Annotated in this window: 18 protein-coding genes; 9 read left to right on the forward strand and 9 right to left on the reverse strand. The window is 75.5% G+C overall.

Going from position 1 to position 17,965, the window contains the following annotated elements:
- Positions 1 to 91 precede the first annotated feature (91 nt).
- Positions 92 to 1,618: a hypothetical protein gene (locus ABIE39_RS09535; RefSeq protein ID WP_354051498.1), complete on the forward strand. Its 1,527-nt coding sequence runs from the start codon at positions 92 to 94 to the stop codon at positions 1,616 to 1,618.
- 91 nt (positions 1,619 to 1,709) lie between these two features.
- Here the strand turns inward: ABIE39_RS09535 and ABIE39_RS09540 are convergent, their stop codons facing one another.
- From ABIE39_RS09540 to lpdA, 3 genes are all read right to left on the reverse strand, one after another.
- Entirely contained in the window at positions 1,710 to 2,603 is an 894-nt protein-coding gene (locus tag ABIE39_RS09540) for a TIGR01777 family oxidoreductase (protein WP_175008424.1), read from the reverse strand.
- Between the two features lie 170 nt (positions 2,604 to 2,773).
- Positions 2,774 to 4,585, reverse strand: a complete 1,812-nt coding sequence (gene sucB, locus ABIE39_RS09545; protein WP_354051500.1) for a 2-oxoglutarate dehydrogenase, E2 component, dihydrolipoamide succinyltransferase — start codon at positions 4,583 to 4,585, stop codon at positions 2,774 to 2,776.
- A 30-nt stretch (positions 4,586 to 4,615) separates the two neighbouring features.
- Positions 4,616 to 5,998, reverse strand: a complete 1,383-nt coding sequence (lpdA, locus tag ABIE39_RS09550; protein ID WP_074809532.1) for a dihydrolipoyl dehydrogenase — start codon at positions 5,996 to 5,998, stop codon at positions 4,616 to 4,618.
- 224 nt (positions 5,999 to 6,222) lie between these two features.
- On the opposite strand from lpdA, the gene ABIE39_RS09555 reads away from it, so the two are divergent.
- On the forward strand, positions 6,223 to 6,576 hold the full coding sequence (locus ABIE39_RS09555; protein WP_425458041.1) for an oxidoreductase: 354 nt from the start codon (positions 6,223 to 6,225) through the stop codon (positions 6,574 to 6,576).
- An 84-nt stretch (positions 6,577 to 6,660) separates the two neighbouring features.
- Here ABIE39_RS09555 and ABIE39_RS09560 read toward each other — a convergent pair whose 3' ends face one another.
- On the reverse strand, positions 6,661 to 8,166 hold the full coding sequence (locus ABIE39_RS09560; protein WP_175008426.1) for a leucyl aminopeptidase: 1,506 nt from the start codon (positions 8,164 to 8,166) through the stop codon (positions 6,661 to 6,663).
- Between the two features lie 89 nt (positions 8,167 to 8,255).
- Between ABIE39_RS09560 and ABIE39_RS09565 the strand changes: the two genes are divergently transcribed.
- From ABIE39_RS09565 to ABIE39_RS09580, 4 genes are read left to right on the forward strand one after another with little or no spacing between them, the layout of a single operon-like run.
- A complete protein-coding gene (locus tag ABIE39_RS09565) occupies positions 8,256 to 8,612 on the forward strand; it encodes a hypothetical protein (protein WP_175008427.1) in 357 nt (118 codons plus the stop codon).
- 16 nt (positions 8,613 to 8,628) lie between these two features.
- Positions 8,629 to 9,168: a hypothetical protein gene (locus tag ABIE39_RS09570; RefSeq protein ID WP_354051503.1), complete on the forward strand. Its 540-nt coding sequence runs from the start codon at positions 8,629 to 8,631 to the stop codon at positions 9,166 to 9,168.
- Positions 9,165 to 10,277 (forward strand): quinone-dependent dihydroorotate dehydrogenase, encoded by a 1,113-nt coding sequence (locus tag ABIE39_RS09575; RefSeq protein WP_175008428.1) that lies wholly within the window; start codon positions 9,165 to 9,167, stop codon positions 10,275 to 10,277. The genes ABIE39_RS09570 and ABIE39_RS09575 overlap by 4 nt, the downstream gene beginning before the upstream one ends.
- Positions 10,274 to 10,483 (forward strand): hypothetical protein, encoded by a 210-nt coding sequence (locus ABIE39_RS09580; protein WP_034652937.1) that lies wholly within the window; start codon positions 10,274 to 10,276, stop codon positions 10,481 to 10,483. The genes ABIE39_RS09575 and ABIE39_RS09580 overlap by 4 nt, the downstream gene beginning before the upstream one ends.
- 40 nt (positions 10,484 to 10,523) lie before the next feature.
- Here the strand turns inward: ABIE39_RS09580 and yczR are convergent, their stop codons facing one another.
- Complete coding sequence (yczR, locus tag ABIE39_RS09585; protein ID WP_354051505.1) at positions 10,524 to 12,035, reverse strand: MocR-like transcription factor YczR; 1,512 nt, start codon at positions 12,033 to 12,035, stop codon at positions 10,524 to 10,526.
- 62 nt (positions 12,036 to 12,097) lie between these two features.
- On the opposite strand from yczR, the gene yczE reads away from it, so the two are divergent.
- Positions 12,098 to 12,859 (forward strand): membrane protein YczE, encoded by a 762-nt coding sequence (gene yczE, locus ABIE39_RS09590; protein ID WP_354051507.1) that lies wholly within the window; start codon positions 12,098 to 12,100, stop codon positions 12,857 to 12,859.
- Positions 12,860 to 12,917: 58 nt separating this feature from the next.
- Here the strand turns inward: yczE and ABIE39_RS09595 are convergent, their stop codons facing one another.
- Together ABIE39_RS09595 and ABIE39_RS09600 are read right to left on the reverse strand one after the other, a co-directional pair.
- A complete protein-coding gene (locus ABIE39_RS09595; protein ID WP_354051508.1) occupies positions 12,918 to 13,931 on the reverse strand; it encodes an aldo/keto reductase family protein in 1,014 nt (337 codons plus the stop codon).
- Between the two features lie 50 nt (positions 13,932 to 13,981).
- Complete coding sequence (locus ABIE39_RS09600; RefSeq protein ID WP_074809513.1) at positions 13,982 to 14,575, reverse strand: DUF3043 domain-containing protein; 594 nt, start codon at positions 14,573 to 14,575, stop codon at positions 13,982 to 13,984.
- Between the two features lie 74 nt (positions 14,576 to 14,649).
- On the opposite strand from ABIE39_RS09600, the gene ABIE39_RS09605 reads away from it, so the two are divergent.
- Positions 14,650 to 16,059 (forward strand): M20/M25/M40 family metallo-hydrolase, encoded by a 1,410-nt coding sequence (locus ABIE39_RS09605; protein WP_175008432.1) that lies wholly within the window; start codon positions 14,650 to 14,652, stop codon positions 16,057 to 16,059.
- Positions 16,060 to 16,096: 37 nt separating this feature from the next.
- Here the strand turns inward: ABIE39_RS09605 and ABIE39_RS09610 are convergent, their stop codons facing one another.
- Positions 16,097 to 16,912, reverse strand: a complete 816-nt coding sequence (locus ABIE39_RS09610) for a DUF8817 family protein (protein WP_209829634.1) — start codon at positions 16,910 to 16,912, stop codon at positions 16,097 to 16,099.
- Between the two features lie 49 nt (positions 16,913 to 16,961).
- A complete protein-coding gene (locus tag ABIE39_RS09615) occupies positions 16,962 to 17,492 on the reverse strand; it encodes an acyl-CoA thioesterase (RefSeq protein ID WP_354051511.1) in 531 nt (176 codons plus the stop codon).
- 93 nt (positions 17,493 to 17,585) lie between these two features.
- Between ABIE39_RS09615 and ABIE39_RS09620 the strand changes: the two genes are divergently transcribed.
- Positions 17,586 to 17,963, forward strand: coding sequence for a DUF3817 domain-containing protein (locus ABIE39_RS09620; RefSeq protein WP_354051513.1), 378 nt, complete (start codon positions 17,586 to 17,588; stop codon positions 17,961 to 17,963).
- Positions 17,964 to 17,965: the final 2 nt, after the last annotated feature.

A 17,965-nucleotide genomic window follows, 5' to 3' on the forward strand; every position in this document is an offset into this window, starting at 1 on the left:
GGCCGCTCGGCCGAGCCCTCGCGCCCGCTCAGGGTGAGATCCGTCCTGTGGACGACGGCAATCGGGGCGTGTCGTGCGGTGGGATGGGGCCATGCCGTCGTCGTCCCGTCGCCCGCGCCCGCCCGGGCCGTCCCTCGCCGACCTCGGACCGGTGCTCGCGGCGGCAGGGTGGGCGCTGCGGCGAGAGCCGGGCGCGGTCGGCGGGACCGTCGCGTGCGACGCCGCCGGGACGGCGTGCGAGGTCGCGCTGCTCACGGTGCCCGAGGACCCGGGGGAGCGGGCGGCACTCGTGGAGCACCTGCGCGGGCTCGGCGAGGAGCACGAGCACCTCGCCGTGGTGCGCGGCGTCGTGGCGGCGGGCGAGTCGTCGCTCGCGGTCCTCCTCGACCACGTCGGCGGGCTGCGGCTCGACGAGCTCGCCGCCGCGCGCGAGCCGCTCCGCGCGGGGGAGGCGGTGACGGTCCTCGTCCCGGTCGCCCAGGCGCTGACGGCGCTCCACCGCGAGGGCCGCAGCCACGGTCGCCTGGACGCCACGTCGGTCGTCGTCACCTCGGGCGGGAGGGTCGTGCTGCGCCCACCCCTCGCGCCCACGACGGCCTCGACCGCGGACGACGTCCGCGACCTCGCCCGCACGGTCCTCGGCCTCGTCCCTCCGCCCGCGACGAGCCACCCCGCGCACGCCGCGCCGCTCGACGCCGACGAGGCGCGCGCCCTCGCCGCGCTGCACGCGGAGCTCGCTGTCGCGCTCCGCGACGAGCCGGCCGCTCGTCCCGCCGTGGGGACGTTCGCCGCACGCTGCTACGACGCCGTCGGGCCGCGACCGATCGCCATGCCGGACGCCGCCCGCCTCGTCGCGGGCGCCCTGGCGGGCCGGCGCAAGCCCCCGTCGGTCGTGCCGAGACGGCGCGTGGCCGGTGACGAGGTCGCCGCGCCGCCCGGACGCCGGGGGGCGCGAGCGCCCCGCCGCGTCCCGGAGCGACCGGGGCGCGGAGCGCCGCTGTCCGGCCTCCGGCGTGGGGCGAGGGCCGGTGCGCACTCCCGCCCCCCGGACCGGCGGCGCCTCTGGACCGGCCGCACGGCTGTCCTCGTCGGGTGCGCGGGGCTCGTCGCCGCGGTGGTCGTCGCGCTCGCGGTCGTCACGCCGTGGCCCTCGCCCGCGCGCGACGACGGTCCCGCGACCACCCGCACGGCGTCCGCCGAGGACCCGGTGACCGACCCCACGCTCGACCGCGCCGACCCGCTCGGTGCGGCGCGCACGCTCACCGGGCGGCGGCTGGAGCTCCTCACGGACGGCTCGGGGGACCTATCCGCGGTGGTGGTCGCCGGTTCGCCCGCGGAGGCGCGCGACGCCGAGCTGCTCGCCGCGCTCGCCGGCGTGGACGTGGTCGGGGCGCGGGCCGAGGTCGGCGACGCCCGGTACGCCGAGCCCGGGACGCCGCCCGTCGTCGGTGCCGGAGAGGACGCCGGGGACGCGACGGTGGCGGTGGACTACGCGATCGCTGCCCACAGCCAGCGCACCGCGTCGGGCGAGGTCCAGGTGCCCGCCACGCCGCGGACCACGGTCGTCCTGGTGCTGCGCTGGACCGACGCGGGGTGGCGCGTCGCCGAAGCACGGTGACTCTGCCCGAGTCCCCGGCCGACCCGCCGGCCGGGCCGTCGTCGAGCGTGCGGGGTCCTGGCGCCCTGGGCCCGCCGGAGGGGTGAGCCGGTCAGCGGCTCTCGACGACCTGGCGCGCGGCGTCCTCCAGGACGGGGTCGGACCACGTGAACCCGCTCGCCTCGAGCACGGTGGGCAGGGCGCGCTGGGAGCCGAGGATGTCGGACGCGAGCTCGCCCAGCGCGACGTGGAGGGCGAACGACGGCACGGCGAGCACGGCCGGGCGGTGCAGCGCCCGCGCGAGCGCCCGGGTGATCTCCGCGTTGGTCGCCGGGTGCGGCGAGGAGAGGTTGACGGGACCGTGCACGGGCGCGGTGAGGAGGTGCTGCAGCGCGGCGACCTCGTCGCGCAACGTGATCCAGCTCCAGTACTGGGTCCCGGGGCCGAGGCGTCCGCCGACACCGAGCCGGAGGAGGGGCAGCAGCCTGCCGAGCGCGCCGCCGTCGGGGGAGAGGACGATGCCGGTGCGGGCGTGCACCACACGGACCCCCGCCTGCTCGGCGGGAGCGGTCGCGGCCTCCCACTCGCGGACCAGGCGCGCGAGGAAGCCGTCGCCCGACGCCGACGTCTCCGTGAGCACCTGGGCGCCCCGGTCGCCGTAGTACCCGATGGCGGAGCCCTGGACCCACACCGGTGGCGGCGAGTCGAGCCCGGCGAGGGTGCGGGCGAGCAGCCCGGTGGTGCGCGTGCGGGACGTGACGAGCGTCCGCTTGTACGCCGTCGTCCAGCGGTGGTCGCCGATGCCCGCCCCGGCGAGGTTGACGACGGCGTCCGCCCCGGCGAGCGCGCCCGGGTCCAGCCGGCCGGAGTCGGGATCCCACTCGTGCTCGTCCGAGGTCTGCGGTGCGCGGCGCACGAGGCGGCGCACGTGGTGACCGTCCTCGCGCAGTCGTTCGAGCAGAGCGGTGCCGATGAGCCCGTGCGAGCCAGCCACGACGATGTCCATGGGGGACACGCTACGGGTCCGTGGCGGACTCGGCACGGTCCGTGGGGCGCGCCCGCGGCGCGGACGGAGGGACGCGCGAGGGCCCCGACCGGTGCGCGGTCGGGGCCCTCGTCAGCGTGGCGTCGGAGCAGTCCGGCGCCGTGCGCGGCTGGTGCCGCGGAGCGGGTCCGTCAGAGGCCGACCTCGGCCTCGAACGCGCCCTCCTCGATGCGGTTCTTGATGGTGGTGAGGAAGCGCGCGGCGTCCGCACCGTCGACCAGGCGGTGGTCGTAGGACAGGAAGATGAAGCACGTCGAGCGGATGCCGATCGTGTCGTTCCCGTCCACGTCCGTCACGACGACGGGGCGCTTCGTGATCGTGCCCGTGCCGAGGATCGCGACCTGACCCACCGGGACGATCGGCGTGTCGAAGACGGCGCCGCCCGAGCCGGTGTTGGTGATCGTGAACGTCGCGCCCGCGAGCTCGTCCGGGCCGACCTTGTTGGCCCGGGTGCGCGCGCCGAGGTCGGCGATCTTGCGCGCGATGCCGGCGAGGTTGAGGTCGCCCGCGTCCTTGATGACGGGGACGACGAGGCCGCGCTCGGTGTCGACCGCGATGCCCACGTTCTCCTGGCCGTGGTACGTGATCTCGTCCTCGGCGAAGGTCGCGTTGATCTTCGGGTAGGCCTTGAGCGCCTCGACCGCGGCGAGCGTGAAGAACGGCAGGAACGTGAGGTTCGCACCCTCGCGCGCCTTGAAGTCCGCCTTGGCGCGGTTGCGCAGGGCCGCGACGCGCGTGACGTCGACCTCGACCGCCGTCGTGAGCTGGGCCTGCGTGCTCAGCGCCTCGACCATGCGGCTCGCGACGAGCTTGCGCAGGCGGCTCGTCTTCTCGGTCGTGCCGCGCAGCGGGGAGACCGCCGGGACCGATGCCTTCTTCGGAGCGCCACCGGCTGCGGGGGCGGCGGGGGCGGCAGCGGCGGGCGCCGCCTTGGCCTCCTCGGCCTTGCGGGCTGCCTCGAGCACGTCCTCCTTGCGGATGCGTCCGCCGACGCCCGTGCCCGTGAGGGACGAGAGGTCGACGCCCTTGTCCGCGGCGAGCTTGCGCACGAGCGGCGTGAGGTAGGTGCCACCGGCCTTGGCGGCCGGGGCCGGGGTCGCACCCGGAGCCGACGGCGCGGCCGGCTTCTCGGTGGCGGGGGCGCTCGTCGACGGGGCGGGCGTCTCCTCCTGCGCGGCCTGCGCGGGGACGTCCGCCTCGCTCGCCGGGGTGCGCGCCTCGGTCGGCGCCTCCTCCTGCTTCGGCGCCTCCTGCTTCGGAGCCTCCTGCGCGGGCTGCTCGGCCGGAGCGGCGGGGGCCGCGGCCGGGGCGGCACCGGAGCCGACGATCGCGAGCACGGCGCCGACCTCGACCGTCTCGTCCTCCTGGACGAGGATCTGCTGGACGGTGCCCGCGACGGGCGACGGGACCTCGGTGTCGACCTTGTCGGTCGAGACCTCGAGCAGCGGCTCGTCGACCTCGACGGTGTCGCCGACCGACTTGAGCCACCGCGTGACGGTGCCCTCCGTGACGGACTCGCCGAGCGCCGGGAGCTTGATCTCCTCGCCGCCACCGGCGGAGCCGCCGGACGACGCGGGCTGCTCGGCCGGGGCCTGGGCGGCGGGCGCCTCCTGGGCGGCGGGCTGCTCGGGCTCCGGCTCGGCCTGCGGGGCCGGAGCCTCGGTCTCGGTCTCGGCGGGGGCGGGCGCGGAGCCGCCACCGCCCGAGCCGTCGCCGATCACGGCGAGGTTCGCGCCGACCTCGACGGTCTCGTCCTCCTGGACGAGGATCTGCTCGAGCGTGCCCGCGACGGGCGACGGGATCTCGGTGTCGACCTTGTCGGTCGAGACCTCGAGCAGCGGCTCGTCGACGGCGACGGTGTCGCCGACCGACTTGAGCCAACGGGTGACGGTGCCTTCGGTGACGGACTCGCCGAGGGCCGGCATCTGCACGTTCTCAGACATGACCTGCCTGGTCTCCTTCGATCGTTGGGGTCAGTTGTGGGCGTGCAGAGGCTTGCCGGCCAGGGCCAGGTGCGCCTCTCCGAGTGCCTCGTTCTGGGTGGGGTGGGCGTGGACCAGGGCGGCGACGTCCTCGGGGTACGCCTCCCAGCCCACGATGAGCTGGCCCTCGCCGACGAGCTCGCCGACGCGGGCACCGATCATGTGCACGCCGACGACGGGACCGTCCTTGCGGCGCACGAGCTTGACGAAGCCGCTCGTCCCGAGGATCTTGCTCTTGCCGTTGCCGGCGAGGTTGTACTCGAGGGACTCGACCTGGTCGGCCCCCCACGTCTCCGCCGCGTCGGCCTCGGTGACGCCGACGGACGCGACCTCGGGCTCGCAGTACGTGACGCGCGGGATCGACGACTCGACGATCGGCGTCGGGTCGAGGCCCGCGATCTGCTCCGCGAGGAAGATGCCCTGCGCGAAGCCGCGGTGGGCGAGCTGGAGGCCGGGGACGATGTCGCCCGCGGCCCAGATGTTGCCGACGCCCGTGTGCAGGCGCTCGTCCACGATCACGAAGCCGCGGTCGAGCGTGAGGCCCTGCTCCTCGAACCCGAGGTCCGCGGTGCGCGGGCCGCGCCCGACGGCGACGAGCAGCAGCTCGGCCTCGAACGTCTTGCCGGACTCGAGCGTGACGGTGACCCCGGAGTCGGTCTCCTTGACGCCCGCGAACCGGTCGCCGAGCGAGAACGCGATGCCTCGCTTGCGGAACGCGCGCTCGAGCGCCTTCGACAGCGCCACGTCCTCGTTCGGCACGAGGTGGGGCAGCGCCTCGACGATCTGGACGTCGGCACCGAACGACTTCCACACGCTCGCGAACTCGACGCCGATGACACCGCCGCCGAGCACGACGACCGACTTCGGGACGCGGTCGAGCCGCAGCGCCTGGTCGGACGTGACGACCCGGCCCCCGATCTCGAGACCGGGCAGCGACCGCGCGTACGAGCCGGTGGCGAGCACGACGTGGCGTCCGGTGTAGCGGGTGCCGTCGACCTCGACGGTGTCCTGCGACACGAGGCGCCCGTGGCCCTCGACGAACGTGATGCCGCGCGAGGAGACGAGTCCCTGCAGGCCCTTGTACAGGCCGGCGACGACGCCGTCCTTGTACGCGTTGACCCCCGCCATGTCGATGCCCTCGAGCGTGCTGCGCACGCCGAACTTCGCGCCCTCGCGGGCGCCGTCGGCGAGCTCGGCCGCGTGGAGCAGCGCCTTCGTCGGGATGCACCCGTTGTGCAGGCAGGTGCCGCCGAGCCGGCCCGACTCGACGAGCGCGACGTCGAGACCGAGCTGGGCGGCACGCAGCGCGGTGGCGTAGCCGGCGCTGCCTCCGCCCAGGACGACGACGTCGAATGGTGTGCCGGGTTCGGCCACGTGCGACTCCTTCAGCGAGGGGAGAGCGAGAGCGGGCGTCCACGGCACGACGGCGGGCCGGACGGGAACCGCTGACCCACGGTGCGTGAACGTTCTCCGGGAGCCATCTTGGCACCTCGGGGACGGGCTCCCCAATCGAAACCCGGGCCGTGCGGCTGTGACGATGGAGACAGCGCGCCCACCGTATGACCAGGGTCACGCTGTACCCTGCCGCTGTGCCCCGGCTGCCCAAGCTGTCCAGCCTGTTCTCCCGCCGTCCCGCGACGACCTCGTCGTCGGGGGGTGGCACGGCCGCGCCGTCGGACGCGCGCCGCGCGACGCTCGCGCACCTCCAGGAGTTCGTGCGCACGCGCGTCGGGGTCGAGGCGTACGTCGAGCCGCCCACGCCGGACACGGGCGCGACGCTCCTGCTCATCGCGACGACCGGGGAGTGGACGCGTCGGCGCGTCCCGGACGAGCGCACGGCGTTCGACGTCGCCGGCTCCCTGGGCGTCCCGGTCTACAACGTGCGCTTCACCGGGTACCCGCAGCGCATGCGGGACTGGAACTCGCGCCAGCGGCAGCGCCGGAGCTCCTGACCGGACGGCGCCGCCGGGCCGAGCAGGCGGTCGTGGTCCGTCCGGTCGCCCGGAGGCACCAGGACCACCTGCTCGGCGGAGGGGTCAGCGGCGGGCGCGGCCCTCGACCAGGCCGAGCAGCGTGCGGACGGCGACACCCGTGCCGCCGACCGGCGTGTACCCGTGCGCGGAGCCCTCGTTGAACGCCGGGCCGGCGATGTCGAGGTGGGCCCACGGGGTCTCGCCGACGAACTCCTGGAGGAACAGCCCGGCGACGAGCATCCCGCCGAACCGGTCGCCGATGTTGGCGAGGTCCGCGACCTTCGACTTCAGCGACGCGCCCAGCTCCTCGGGCAGCGGCATCGGCCAGAACTGCTCGCCCGCGGCGTCGGCCGCCGCGACGACCTCTGCGCGCACGTCGTCCGCGCCCATGACCGCGGAGACGCGGTTGCCGAGCGCGACCATCTGGGCGCCGGTGAGCGTCGCGACGTCGAGCACGACGTCGGGCTTCTCCTCGACCGCGGCGACGAGGCCGTCGGCCATGACGAGGCGGCCCTCGGCGTCGGTGTTGAGCACCTCGACCGTCTTGCCGCCACGGATCGTGATGACGTCGGACGGTCGCTGCGCGGTGCCGGACGGCATGTTCTCCGCGAGGCACAGCCAGCCCGTGACGGCCACGGGCAGGCCCAGGCGCGCGGCCGCGACGACGGTCTGGAGCACCGCGGCGGCACCGGCCATGTCGGACTTCATCGCCTCCATGCCCTTCGCGGGCTTGATGGAGATGCCGCCAGAGTCGAACGTGATGCCCTTGCCGACGAGCGCGACCTTCGCCGCGGGGCGCGACGGCGTGTAGGCGACCTTGACCAGACGCGGGCCGCGCGCCGAGCCCTGACCGACGCCGACCAGGCCGCCGTACCCGCCCGCGGCGAGCGCCTTGTCGTCGAGCACCGTGACCTTGAGGCCCTTGGCACCGGACTCCTTGACGGCCTGCTTCGCGACGTCGGCGAACGCGGCCGGGTACAGGTCGTTGGGCGCCGCGTTGACGAGGTCGCGCGTCGCGTTGACCGCGGCGGCGACGACGGTCGCGCGCTCGACGGCGGCCTTCGCCGCGGCGCTGCGCGCGTTCGCCGCGAGGATCTCGACGGTCGCGGGCGAACGGCTCCCGGCCGACGTCGCGGCCTCGCCCGTGCGGTAGCGCGCGAACGTGTACGTGCCCAGGAGCGCTCCCTCGGCCACGGCGGCGAGCTGGGCGTCGTCCTCGACGGGCAGCGCGACGGCGACCGACGTGGTGCCGGCGAGCGCGCGCAGCGCGGCCCCCGCCGCACGGCGCAGCGCCTCGGCGCCGAACGTGCCATCGGCCCGGCGGGCGCCGAGGCCCACGAGCACGAGCACGCCCGCCGTGAGGTCGGGACCGGCGGGGACCTTGCGGACCTCGTCGGCGGCGCCCGTGATACCGAGCGCGGGTGCGAGGTCCTCGAGGGCGGCGACCACCGGGCGGGGCAGGTCGCCCCCGACGATCGCGACGCCGTCGGACGTCGTGTGGGTGCCGACGACGAGCGCGTCGACCTTGGCACCGGCGGGATTCTTGCTGGAGACGGTCAGTTCAGCCACCCCGCGATGCTATCCCCGGCCGCCCGCCGGGTCCGCCGGGGCTGTGGACGATTCCCGCGCCGCCCACCGCCCCCGGTACGCTCGGCGGCGTGGTCCTCCCCCTCCTGCTCCTCGTGGTCGCGGCGTGCGTCGTGCTCGCCGGCTGGGCGGTCGTGTTCGTCGCACGCGACCGCGCGGTGATCCTCCGCCAGCTCTGGGGTGCCGCGGTGATCGAGGGACTGATCCTCGTGCAGGCGGTCGTGCTCGGCGTGCTCGGCGCGACGGGGACGGCGCCCAGCGACCCGGTCCTGCTGTGGGGCTACCTCGTGACCGCACTCGTCATCCTGCCCGTCGCCGCGCTGTGGGCCTTCGCGGAGCGCTCGCGCTGGAGCTCCGTCGTGCTCGCGGTCGCCGCGCTCACGGTCGCGTTCCTCGAGTGGCGTCTGTGGCAGATCTGGAACGCCTGACCTGGAGGTCCTCGCCATGAGCGCACCCGCCGCCCCCGACGCGTCGGACCCGTCGGCGACGCCTGCAGGGAGCGGGCGCCCGGCCGCGCCGTCGGGACGGCGCCGCACCAACGCGGGCTTCGGCCGGGTGCTCGTCGCCGTCTACGGGATCTTCGCGCTCGCCGCGACGGCCCGTGCCGGGGTCCAGCTCCTGCGCGACTGGCACGAGGCGCCGCTCGCCTACGCGCTGTCGGCGCTCGCGGCGGCGGTCTACGTCGTCGCGACGATCGCCCTCGCGCGCGGCGGCCGGGTCGCGCGCCGCGTCGCGTGGCTCGCCGTGGGCGTCGAGCTCGTCGGCGTCCTGACCGTGGGCGCGTTCTCGCTCGCCGACCCGGAGGCCTTCCCGCGCGCGACCGTCTGGTCGGGCTTCGGCCAGGGCTACGGCTACGTCCCGCTCGTGCTGCCGTTCGTCGGGCTCTGGTGGCTCTGGCGCACCCGGCCCGCCGGCCCCGCCGGGGCGACCCCGCCCCCCACCACCCGCACCCCTGTCACCGACGCCCCGGAGGACGCCGCATGACCCGCCGCCGCCCGCTCCTCTACGGACTCCTCTTCGACACCGTGTTCCGTCGGATGGACCCCGAGCGGGCCCACCACGTGGCGTTCGACCTCATCGGGCTCGCCGGACGCGTCCCCGTCCTGCGCGACGTCGTCCAGGGTGCGCTCGCGCCCTACCTGGGTCGCGCGGCGGGGGGCCGGGGGAGCGTCGAGGTGCTCGGCAAGGTCTTCCCGGCGCCGTTCGGGCTCGCGGGCGGCTTCGACAAGGACGCCCGGGCGGTGCGCGGGCTGACGATGCTCGGCTTCGCGTTCGTCGAGATCGGCACCGTGACGGCGCACCCCCAGCCCGGCAACGAGCGGCCGCGCCTGTGGCGCGAGCTCGACGTCCAGGGCGTGCGCAACCGCATGGGGTTCAACAACGAGGGCGCCGAGGCGGCCGCGCGCCGGCTCGCGGCCCTGCGCTCGACGCGGGGCGGGCGGGCCGTGCTCGTGGGGGCGAACATCGGCAAGACGAAGGTCACGCCCGCCGAGGAGGCGGCCGCGGACTACGCGACGAGCGCGGGCCTGCTCGCGCCGTACGCGGACTACCTCGTGGTGAACGTGTCGTCCCCGAACACCCCGGGCCTGCGCGACCTCCAGGAGGTCGAGTCGCTGCGGCCGATCCTCGTGGCGGTGCGCGAGGCGGCCGACGCGGCCACCGCGGACGCGGGCGTCGACCGGGTGCCGCTGCTCGTGAAGATCGCCCCGGACCTCGCGGACGAGGACGTCGACGCCGTCGCCGACCTCGTGGACGAGCTCGACCTCGACGGCGTCGTCGCCGTGAACACGACCATCGGTCACGACCGCGGCCCCGGCGGCCTCTCGGGTCCGCCCGTCCGCGCGCGCGGCCTGGCCGTCGTCGCGCGCCTGCGCGAGCGGCTGGGGCCGCAGCGCGCGATCATCGGCGTCGGGGGGATCACCACCGCGCACGACGCGCGCGACTACCTGCACGCGGGCGCGGACCTCGTGCAGGGGTACACCGGGTTCCTCTACCAGGGACCGTTGTGGGCGGCGCGGATCAACCGCTCGCTCGCGCGGTACCCGGAGCCGGGCGCGCACGTGCGGGGCGCCGACGCGAAGGAGGCACGATGATCCGGCCGCAGTGGGTCTGGGAGCTCGACGACGCCGAGGGGCGCGCCCTCGCGGCTCCGGTGAGCCCCGTCTTCACCACGCAGTACGACGCCGAGCAGTGGCTCGGCGAGACGTGGCGGAGCCTCGCCGCGGAGGGTGCCGCCGCCGCACGGCTCCTGCACGACGGGAGCCAGGCGACCGCGACGGTGGAGCTGCGCGTCCCCTGACCGGGTCGCCGGCCGCCTGACCCCAGGCGCGCAGCGTCCGTCAGCCCGCGACGCGGGCCCACGCCGCGGAGAGCCGTGCCACGGCGTGCTCCAGCTGCTCGGGCGGTCGGGAGAAGGTCAGCCGCAGCCGGTCGGCCGCGCTGCCGTCGGGCGTGAAGGTCGGACCGGCGTTGACGAGCACCCCCTCGGCCGCCGCGGCGGCGGCGAGCGCCTGCGCGACCGGTGCCCCCAGGTCCACCCACAGCGAGAGCCCGCCCTCGGGCACGTCCACGCGCCACTGCGGCAGCGCCCGCGCGAGCAGGCCGCACAGCAGGTCGCGCTGCGCGCGGAGCGTCCGACGGCGTTCGGCGAGCACGGTGCCCGCGTCATCGAGCAGCTCGACGACGGTGAGCTGCTCCAGCACCGCGGTGGCGATGTCGGCGGACTGGCGCGTGCGCGCGAGGCGTGCGACGAGGTCCGGGTGGGCGCGCACCCAGCCGACCCGCAGCCCGCCCCAGAACGACTTCGACGCCGACCCGACCGTGACGACGTACGGCGAGGTGCCGTCGCCCGCGAGCGGCTCCACGACGGGTCCGGTGGCGTCCGGGTCGCCGTCGAGGTCGAGGTCGGTGAGCGTCTCGTCGCCGACCACGGTGACCCGGTGCCGCGCCGCGGCGTCGCGCACGCCCGCCCGCTCCTCGGGCGTGAGGGTGTAGGCGGTCGGGTTGTGGAAGTCCGGCACGAGGTAGACGAGGCGCGGTGCGACCTGGCGCAGCGTCGAGTCGAACAGGTCGACGTCGAACCCCGGCGCGTCGTGGTCGCGGCCGCCTCGCGCCCCGCGGTCGCCCCGGCCCACGGGGACGGGCACCAGCCGCGCGCCCGCCCGTCGCAGCGACTCCATCGCGTGGTAGTACGTGGGCGACTGCACGACGGCGCGGTCTCCCGCCCCGAGGAGGGTGTCGGCGAGCGTGGTGATGGCGTGCTGGGCGCCCGTGGTGACGAGCACCTCGTCGGGCGTGGTGGGCGTGCCGCGGCGCGTGTGGTGGTCGGCGAGGGCCTCGCGCAGCACGCCGAGGCCGTACGGCTCGTAGCCACCGCCGGACAGGTACTCGGGGAGCCGCTCCAGCGCGCGCGAGTAGGCGGCGTGCAGCCCGCTCGGGGCCGCGGAGGTGGCCTGCGACAGGTCGGCGAGGTCGATCGGCGCGGTGCGTGGCGCCGGCCCGGGCGGGGCGTCCCCGCCGACCGCGCGGTCGGCGGGCCGACGCGCGCCCGGCCGGGGGAGCACGACGACGGTGCCCGAGCCCGTGCGCGAGCGCGCGAACCCGAGCTCGCGCAGGCGCCCGTAGGCGGCAGCGGTCGTGGTGCGCGAGACACCGAGGGCCGCCGCGAGGTCGCGCTCCGACGGCAGGCGCGTGTGCGGCGCGAGGGTTCCGGCCAGGACCGCGGCCCGCAGCGCGTCGGCGAGGGCGGTGTACGCGGGGCCGCCCGCGTGCCACCGGCCGAGCAGCCGGGCGGCGGCAGCGGGGGACAGGTGGCGGTGGACGTCGACCGTCGCGGCCGGAGCGAGGCTCATGAGGCCACTCTCTCGCGATTGGCTATGGATGTCGATGCCACTTGGCGCTCAGGATGACACCCATGAGCCCCACCCGTCGCACCGTCCAGCTTCTCCTCGGCCTGCTCGGCTACGCGCTGTCGATGGCGATGCTGATCCACGCCGGCCAGGGCGGGATGCCGTGGGACGTGCTGCACCAGGGCGTCGTCCGCCGCACGGGGCTCCCGTTCGGCGTCGTCGTCGGGTCGCTGAGCGTGCTGGCCCTGCTCGCCTGGATCCCGCTCCGGCAGCGGCCCGGGATCGGCACGGTGGCGAACGTCGTCGTCATCACGCTGACGATCGACCCGGCGATCGCGCTCGTCACGCGCCTCGTGCCCGACCCGGGCGTCGCCGCGAGCGTGGCGCTGGCCGTCGGGGGCATCGTGCTCAACGGCCTCGCGACGGCGGCCTACCTGGGAGTGCGGCTCGGCCCGGGACCCCGCGACGGACTCATGACCGGCCTGGTGGCGCGCACCGGCTGGTCGGTGCGGCTCGTGCGGACCCTCCTCGAGGTCGTCGTCGTGACGCTGGGCTGGGCGCTCGGCGGCACGCTCGGCTGGGCGACCGTCGCCTACGCGCTCGCCGTCGGGCCGATCGTGCAGCTCACGGCGCGGTGGTTCGCGCCGCGCGGGCTCGTCGCCCCGGCGGCCGGGCGCACGCCCGTCGGAGAGCCCGCGCGCACGGACGGTCTCGAGGGCGCGGCCGCCGGGGCGGCGTCGGACGTCGCGACGGCGTCGCGGGAGCCCGTCCCCGCGACCGCAGGCCCCCGGCCGGACGAGGGAGGCATGCCCGCGTCCGGCCGGTGAGGAGACGACGACGGCCCCGGCGCGCTGCCGGGGCCGTCGTCGCGTGCGGTGTCGTCCGTCAGGCGACGCGGCCCTGCGGGGCGTTCTCCGCCGTCTTGCCCGGGTCGCGCTCGACGGTGCCCCCGAGGATCTCGTCGATGCGGGTCATGAGCTCGGCCGGGATCGTGACGCCCGACGCCTTGACGTTCTCCGCGACCTGCTCGGGGCGCGAGGCCCCGACGAGCGCCGCGGCGACGTTGTCGTTCTGCAGCACCCACGCGATCGCGAGCTGCGCCATGCTCAGGCCCAGCTCGTCCGCGACGGGCCGCAGGTTCTGCACGCGGGTGAGCACGTCGTCGGTGAGGAAGCGCTGGATCATCCGCGCGCCACCCTTGTCGTCCGTCGCGCGCGACCCCGCGGGCAGCGGCTGGCCGGGGAGGTACTTCCCGGACAGCACGCCCTGCGCCATGGGCGACCACACGATCTGCGAGAGCCCGAGCTCGCGCGACGTCGGCACGACCTCGTCCTCGATGACGCGCCAGAGCATGGAGTACTGCGGCTGGGAGGAGATGAGCTGGAACCCGAGGTCCTGTGCGAGCGCGTGGCCCGCGCGGATCTGGTCCGCCGTCCACTCGGAGACGCCGATGTACAGGGCCTTGCCCTGGCGCACGATGTCGGCGAACGCCTGCATCGTCTCCTCGAGCGGCGTCTCGGTGTCGTACCGGTGCGCCTGGTAGAGGTCGACGTAGTCGGTCCCGAGCCGCTGCAGGGAGCCGTTGATCGACTCCATGACGTGCTTGCGCGACAGGCCGGTGTCGTTGGGGCCGCCGGGGCCGGTCGGCCAGTAGACCTTCGTGAAGATCTCCAGCGACTCGCGTCGCTGGCCCTTGAGGGCGTCGCCGAGCACCTGCTCGGCCTTCGTGTTGGCGTAGACGTCCGCGGTGTCGAACGTCGAGATGCCGGCGTCGAGCGCAGCGTGCACGCACGCCGTCGCGACGTCGTTCTCGACCTGGGAGCCGTGGGTGAGCCAGTTGCCGTAGGTGATCTCGGAGATCTTGAGACCCGAGTTGCCGAGGTAGCGGTAGGTGGGCATGGACCTAACCTAGCCGCGGGCCCGGCCGCTCGCGGCGCCGGGCGCCGTCGTCACTCGGGGAAGACGCCGTGCTTCTTGTGCGTCGGCTTGGGCAGGCGCGCGCGGCGGAGCTGGAACGCCCGCATGACCGCGTACATGACCGTGCCCTTGGGGATGTCGCCGAACTTCGCGAGGAGGCGCTTGCGCAGGCGGCGCCACATGATGAAGCCGTCGACGACGGTCAGCAGGACGATGACGTACAGCGTCATGACCGTGAGGAACGCGAGCTCCTGGTTCTGCGCCGTGAGGAACGAGAACACGATGAAGACGAGGGCGACGGGAAGGAAGAACTCACCGAGGTTCCAGCGGGCGTCGACGTACTCGCGCACGTAGCGCTTGACCGGGCCCTTGTCGCGCGGCGGCAGGTAGCGCTCGTCGCCGGTCTGCATGGCCTGGTACTGGCGGTCGCGCATCTCACGCTGCTTCTCCCGCGCGGACTTCGCGGCGGCGCGGCGGTCGTTCGGCACGAGGGGACGCTTGTTCGCGGCCTCGGAGACCTTGCGCTTGGGCGTCGGGCGGCCCTTGCCGGCGCGCTCGATCTCGGCCGCCTCCTCGACGGGGTCGGGGGCGGCGGGGGTCGCGGCGGCCTTGTTGCGGGAGAACACCCCTCCAGGGTAGTCGAGCCGACGGGGTGCCCGGGCGCGGGTCCGGGGCCGCACGGTGTCGTACGGTGCTGGTCGTGACGAACTCACCCGAACCCACCGCCCCCGCACCCGGCACCGCCCTCGCGACCACGCTCCGCGAGACCGTCGCCCGGCTCTTCCCCGCGCTGCGCGCCGACCTGGAGTCGCTCGTGCGCGTGCCGAGCGTCTCGAACGCCGCGTTCGACCAGGCGCACGTCGCCGCCAGCGCCGACGCCGTGGCCGCGCTCCTTCGGGACGCCGGCCTGCCCGAGGTGCAGGTGCTGCGCGCCCGGGCCGAGGACGGCACCGAGGGTGCGCCCGCCGTCGTCGCGCGCCGCCCGGCGCCCGACGGTGCGCCGACCGTCCTGCTGTACGCGCACCACGACGTCCAGCCCCCGGGCGACGCGGGCACGTGGGAGACCGACCCGTTCGAGCCCACCGAGCGCGACGGCCGTCTCTACGGCCGCGGCGCGGCCGACGACAAGGCGGGCGTCGTGGCCCACCTCGGCGCCCTGCGTGCCCTCCTGGAGATCGGCGACCTCCCCGTCGGGGTGACGGTGTTCGTCGAGGGCGAGGAGGAGATCGGCTCGCCGACGTTCCTGCCGTTCCTCACGCAGCACCGCGACCTGCTCGCGGCCGACGTCATCGTCGTCGCCGACTCCTCGAACTGGAAGATCGGCGTCCCGGCGCTCACGACGTCGCTGCGCGGGCTCGTGGACTGCGAGGTCGAGGTCGCGGTGCTCGACCACGCGGTGCACTCGGGCATGTTCGGCGGGCCCGTGCTCGACGCCGTGACGCTGCTCGCGCGGCTGATCACGACCCTGCACGACGACGCCGGCAACGTCGCCGTGCCCGGGCTGGCCGCGGCGGACGAGCCGACCGTGGACTACGCGGAGGCCGACTTCCGCGCCGACTCGTCGCTGCTCGACGGGACCGTCCTCGCGGGCGAGGGCAGCATCGCCGGCCGGCTGTGGACCAAGCCGGCGATCGCCGTCATCGGGCTCGACGCGCCGAGCGTCGCGCACGCGTCGAACACCCTCACGCCACGCGCGACCGCGAAGCTCTCGGTCCGGCTCGCGCCCGGCCAGGACCCGGCGGCCGCGATGGCGGCGCTGCGCACGCACCTCGAGTCGCACGCGCCGTTCGGCGCGCGCGTGACCGTGCGCGACGGGGAGCAGGGCAAGCCGTTCCTCGCCCCGGCGGACTCCGAGGCGATGCGCGCCGCGCGGTGGGCGTTCGCGACGTCGTGGGGCACCGACCCGGTCGACATCGGCATCGGCGGGTCGATCCCGTTCATCGCCGACCTGCTCGAGGTCTTCCCCGACGCGGCGATCCTGGTCACGGGCGTCGAGGACCCGGACTCGCGCGCGCACGGCGCGAACGAGTCCGTCCACCTCGGCGAGCTGGAGAAGGTGGTGCTCGCCGAGGCGCTCCTGCTCGCGCGGCTCGGCGGCGCGGTCGCCTGACCCGCGACGTCCGGCTCCGCGCGGCGGCGTTCCCCGGTCAGCCGGGGAGCGCCGCCCGCACGTCGGCCGCCTCGGCGAGCGCGGGACCGACGGCGTCGCGCACCTCCGGGTCGAGGGTGCCTGCGAGCGCGTCGAGGCCGTCGAGGTACGTGCGCGCCGCGGCGGCGTCGTCCGTGCGCGCGGCGAGCTCGGCGAGGTAGGCGAGGGCCCGCACCCGGTCGGCTCCGCCGCCGTCCTCCCTGGCGCGCCGGAGCGCCCCCGCGAGGATCTTGCGGGCCTGGGCGGGGTCGCCGTGCGAGTCGGCCTGCACGACGGCGTCGTCCAGCGCCCGGGCGAGCCGTCCCTCGGGGCGTGCGGCGTAGGCGCCGGCAGAGGAGTCGCCCGCGGCGCCCGTCGAGGTGTCCGTGGAGGCGTCCGCAGCGGGGGAGCGTCGCATGACCCGGACCCAGTTGCCCGCCGGGTCGACGAGGCTGAAGCCGGTCGTGCCGCCCGCGTTCGCGCGCCGCCGCGGACGGGTGATGCGCGGGAAGCCGGTGAGCGGCAGCCGTCCGTAGCGGGCGCGGAGCCCCGCGGCCAACGCCTCGAAGACCGGGGCCGTGTCGTCCACGACGACGATGCACGTGCTGTAGCTGTCCTGCGGCGCGAGCCCGTCGAGCCCGAAGTAGTGGATGTCGACGCCGCCGCGTCGCACCGCGAGGTAGGGGTTGGGCCGGAGCTGGCGGTAGGTGACGTCGAAGCCCAGCGCGGTCCAGAAGTCGCGCAGCTCGTCGATGTCCTGGCAGGGCAGGGCCGGGACCATGGTCGCGTCGAACGGGTCGGCCGCTGGGTGGTCGTGCTCTCGGTCGGCGGTCACCGACCCATCGAAGCACCCGGCCCGCGCTCGGTACAGGGCGCCCCGGGTGTCAGCCGCGGTGCGCGACGTCGACCGCCCGGGCCCACCGCGCGACGTCGTCCGGGAGCTCGGGGGCGGCGACGCCGCCGCCCAGGAGCCCGACGACGACGGGCGCGGCGATCCGGTCGCCCGACCCGCGCGCGAGGAAGCGCCCGGCGACGAGGCCGCGGGCGCAGAGGTCCCCGCGGCGGGAGAACACCTGCTCGAGGTACACGACGCGCTCGTCCCACCCGAGCACGCGCGTCGTGATCTCGAAGCGGTCCCCGAGCTGCAGCGAGCGGCGGTACTTCATGGTCGACGCCGCGACGACGGGGTACCAGCCCTTGTCCTTGAGCAGCGGGAACCCGCCGAGGTCGGCGATGAAGTTGCTGCGTGCGACGTCCATCATCTGGAGGTACACGCCGTTGTTGACGTGCAGGTAGAAGTCGAGGTCGCCCGGGCGCACGCGCATGCGGGTGACGGACGGCTCGAGGACGCCGCGGCCCGGCACGGCCTTGCGCGGCATCGTGCTGGCGACGAGGAGCTGGATCTGGCGGGTCACCGGGGCAGGCTACTACCCCGCACCAGCGGTATCGGGTATCCGGCGACGACGGCGGGGGACGCCCCTCCAGGTCGGTGTGCGAGGATGCGCGCCGTGACGACGACGAGCCCCGCCCCTCGCCCCACCGCCACCGCCACCGCCACCGCCGACACCGGGTCGCCCGCCCTGCACCCGTGGCAGGTCCGCGCGTTCCGCGCGGTCGCGATCGCCGAGGCGTTCTCCTGGGCCGGCCTGCTCGTCGGCATGTACCTCAAGTGGGTCGCCGGGACGACCGAGCGCGGCGTGGAGATCTTCGGTCCGGTCCACGGTGCGCTCGTGCTCGTGTACGTCGCGCTCGCCGTGCTCGTGGCCGTGCGCGTCCGCTGGTCGCTCTGGACGACCTTCCTCGCGCTCGCCGCGACCGTCCCGCCGTTCTGCACCGTCCTCTTCGACGTCTGGGCGCACCGCACCGGCCGCTACGCGCGGCGCTGAGC

The sequence above is a fragment of the Cellulosimicrobium sp. 4261 genome (assembly GCF_040546915.1).
Lineage (GTDB): Bacteria > Actinomycetota > Actinomycetes > Actinomycetales > Cellulomonadaceae > Cellulosimicrobium > Cellulosimicrobium cinnabarinum.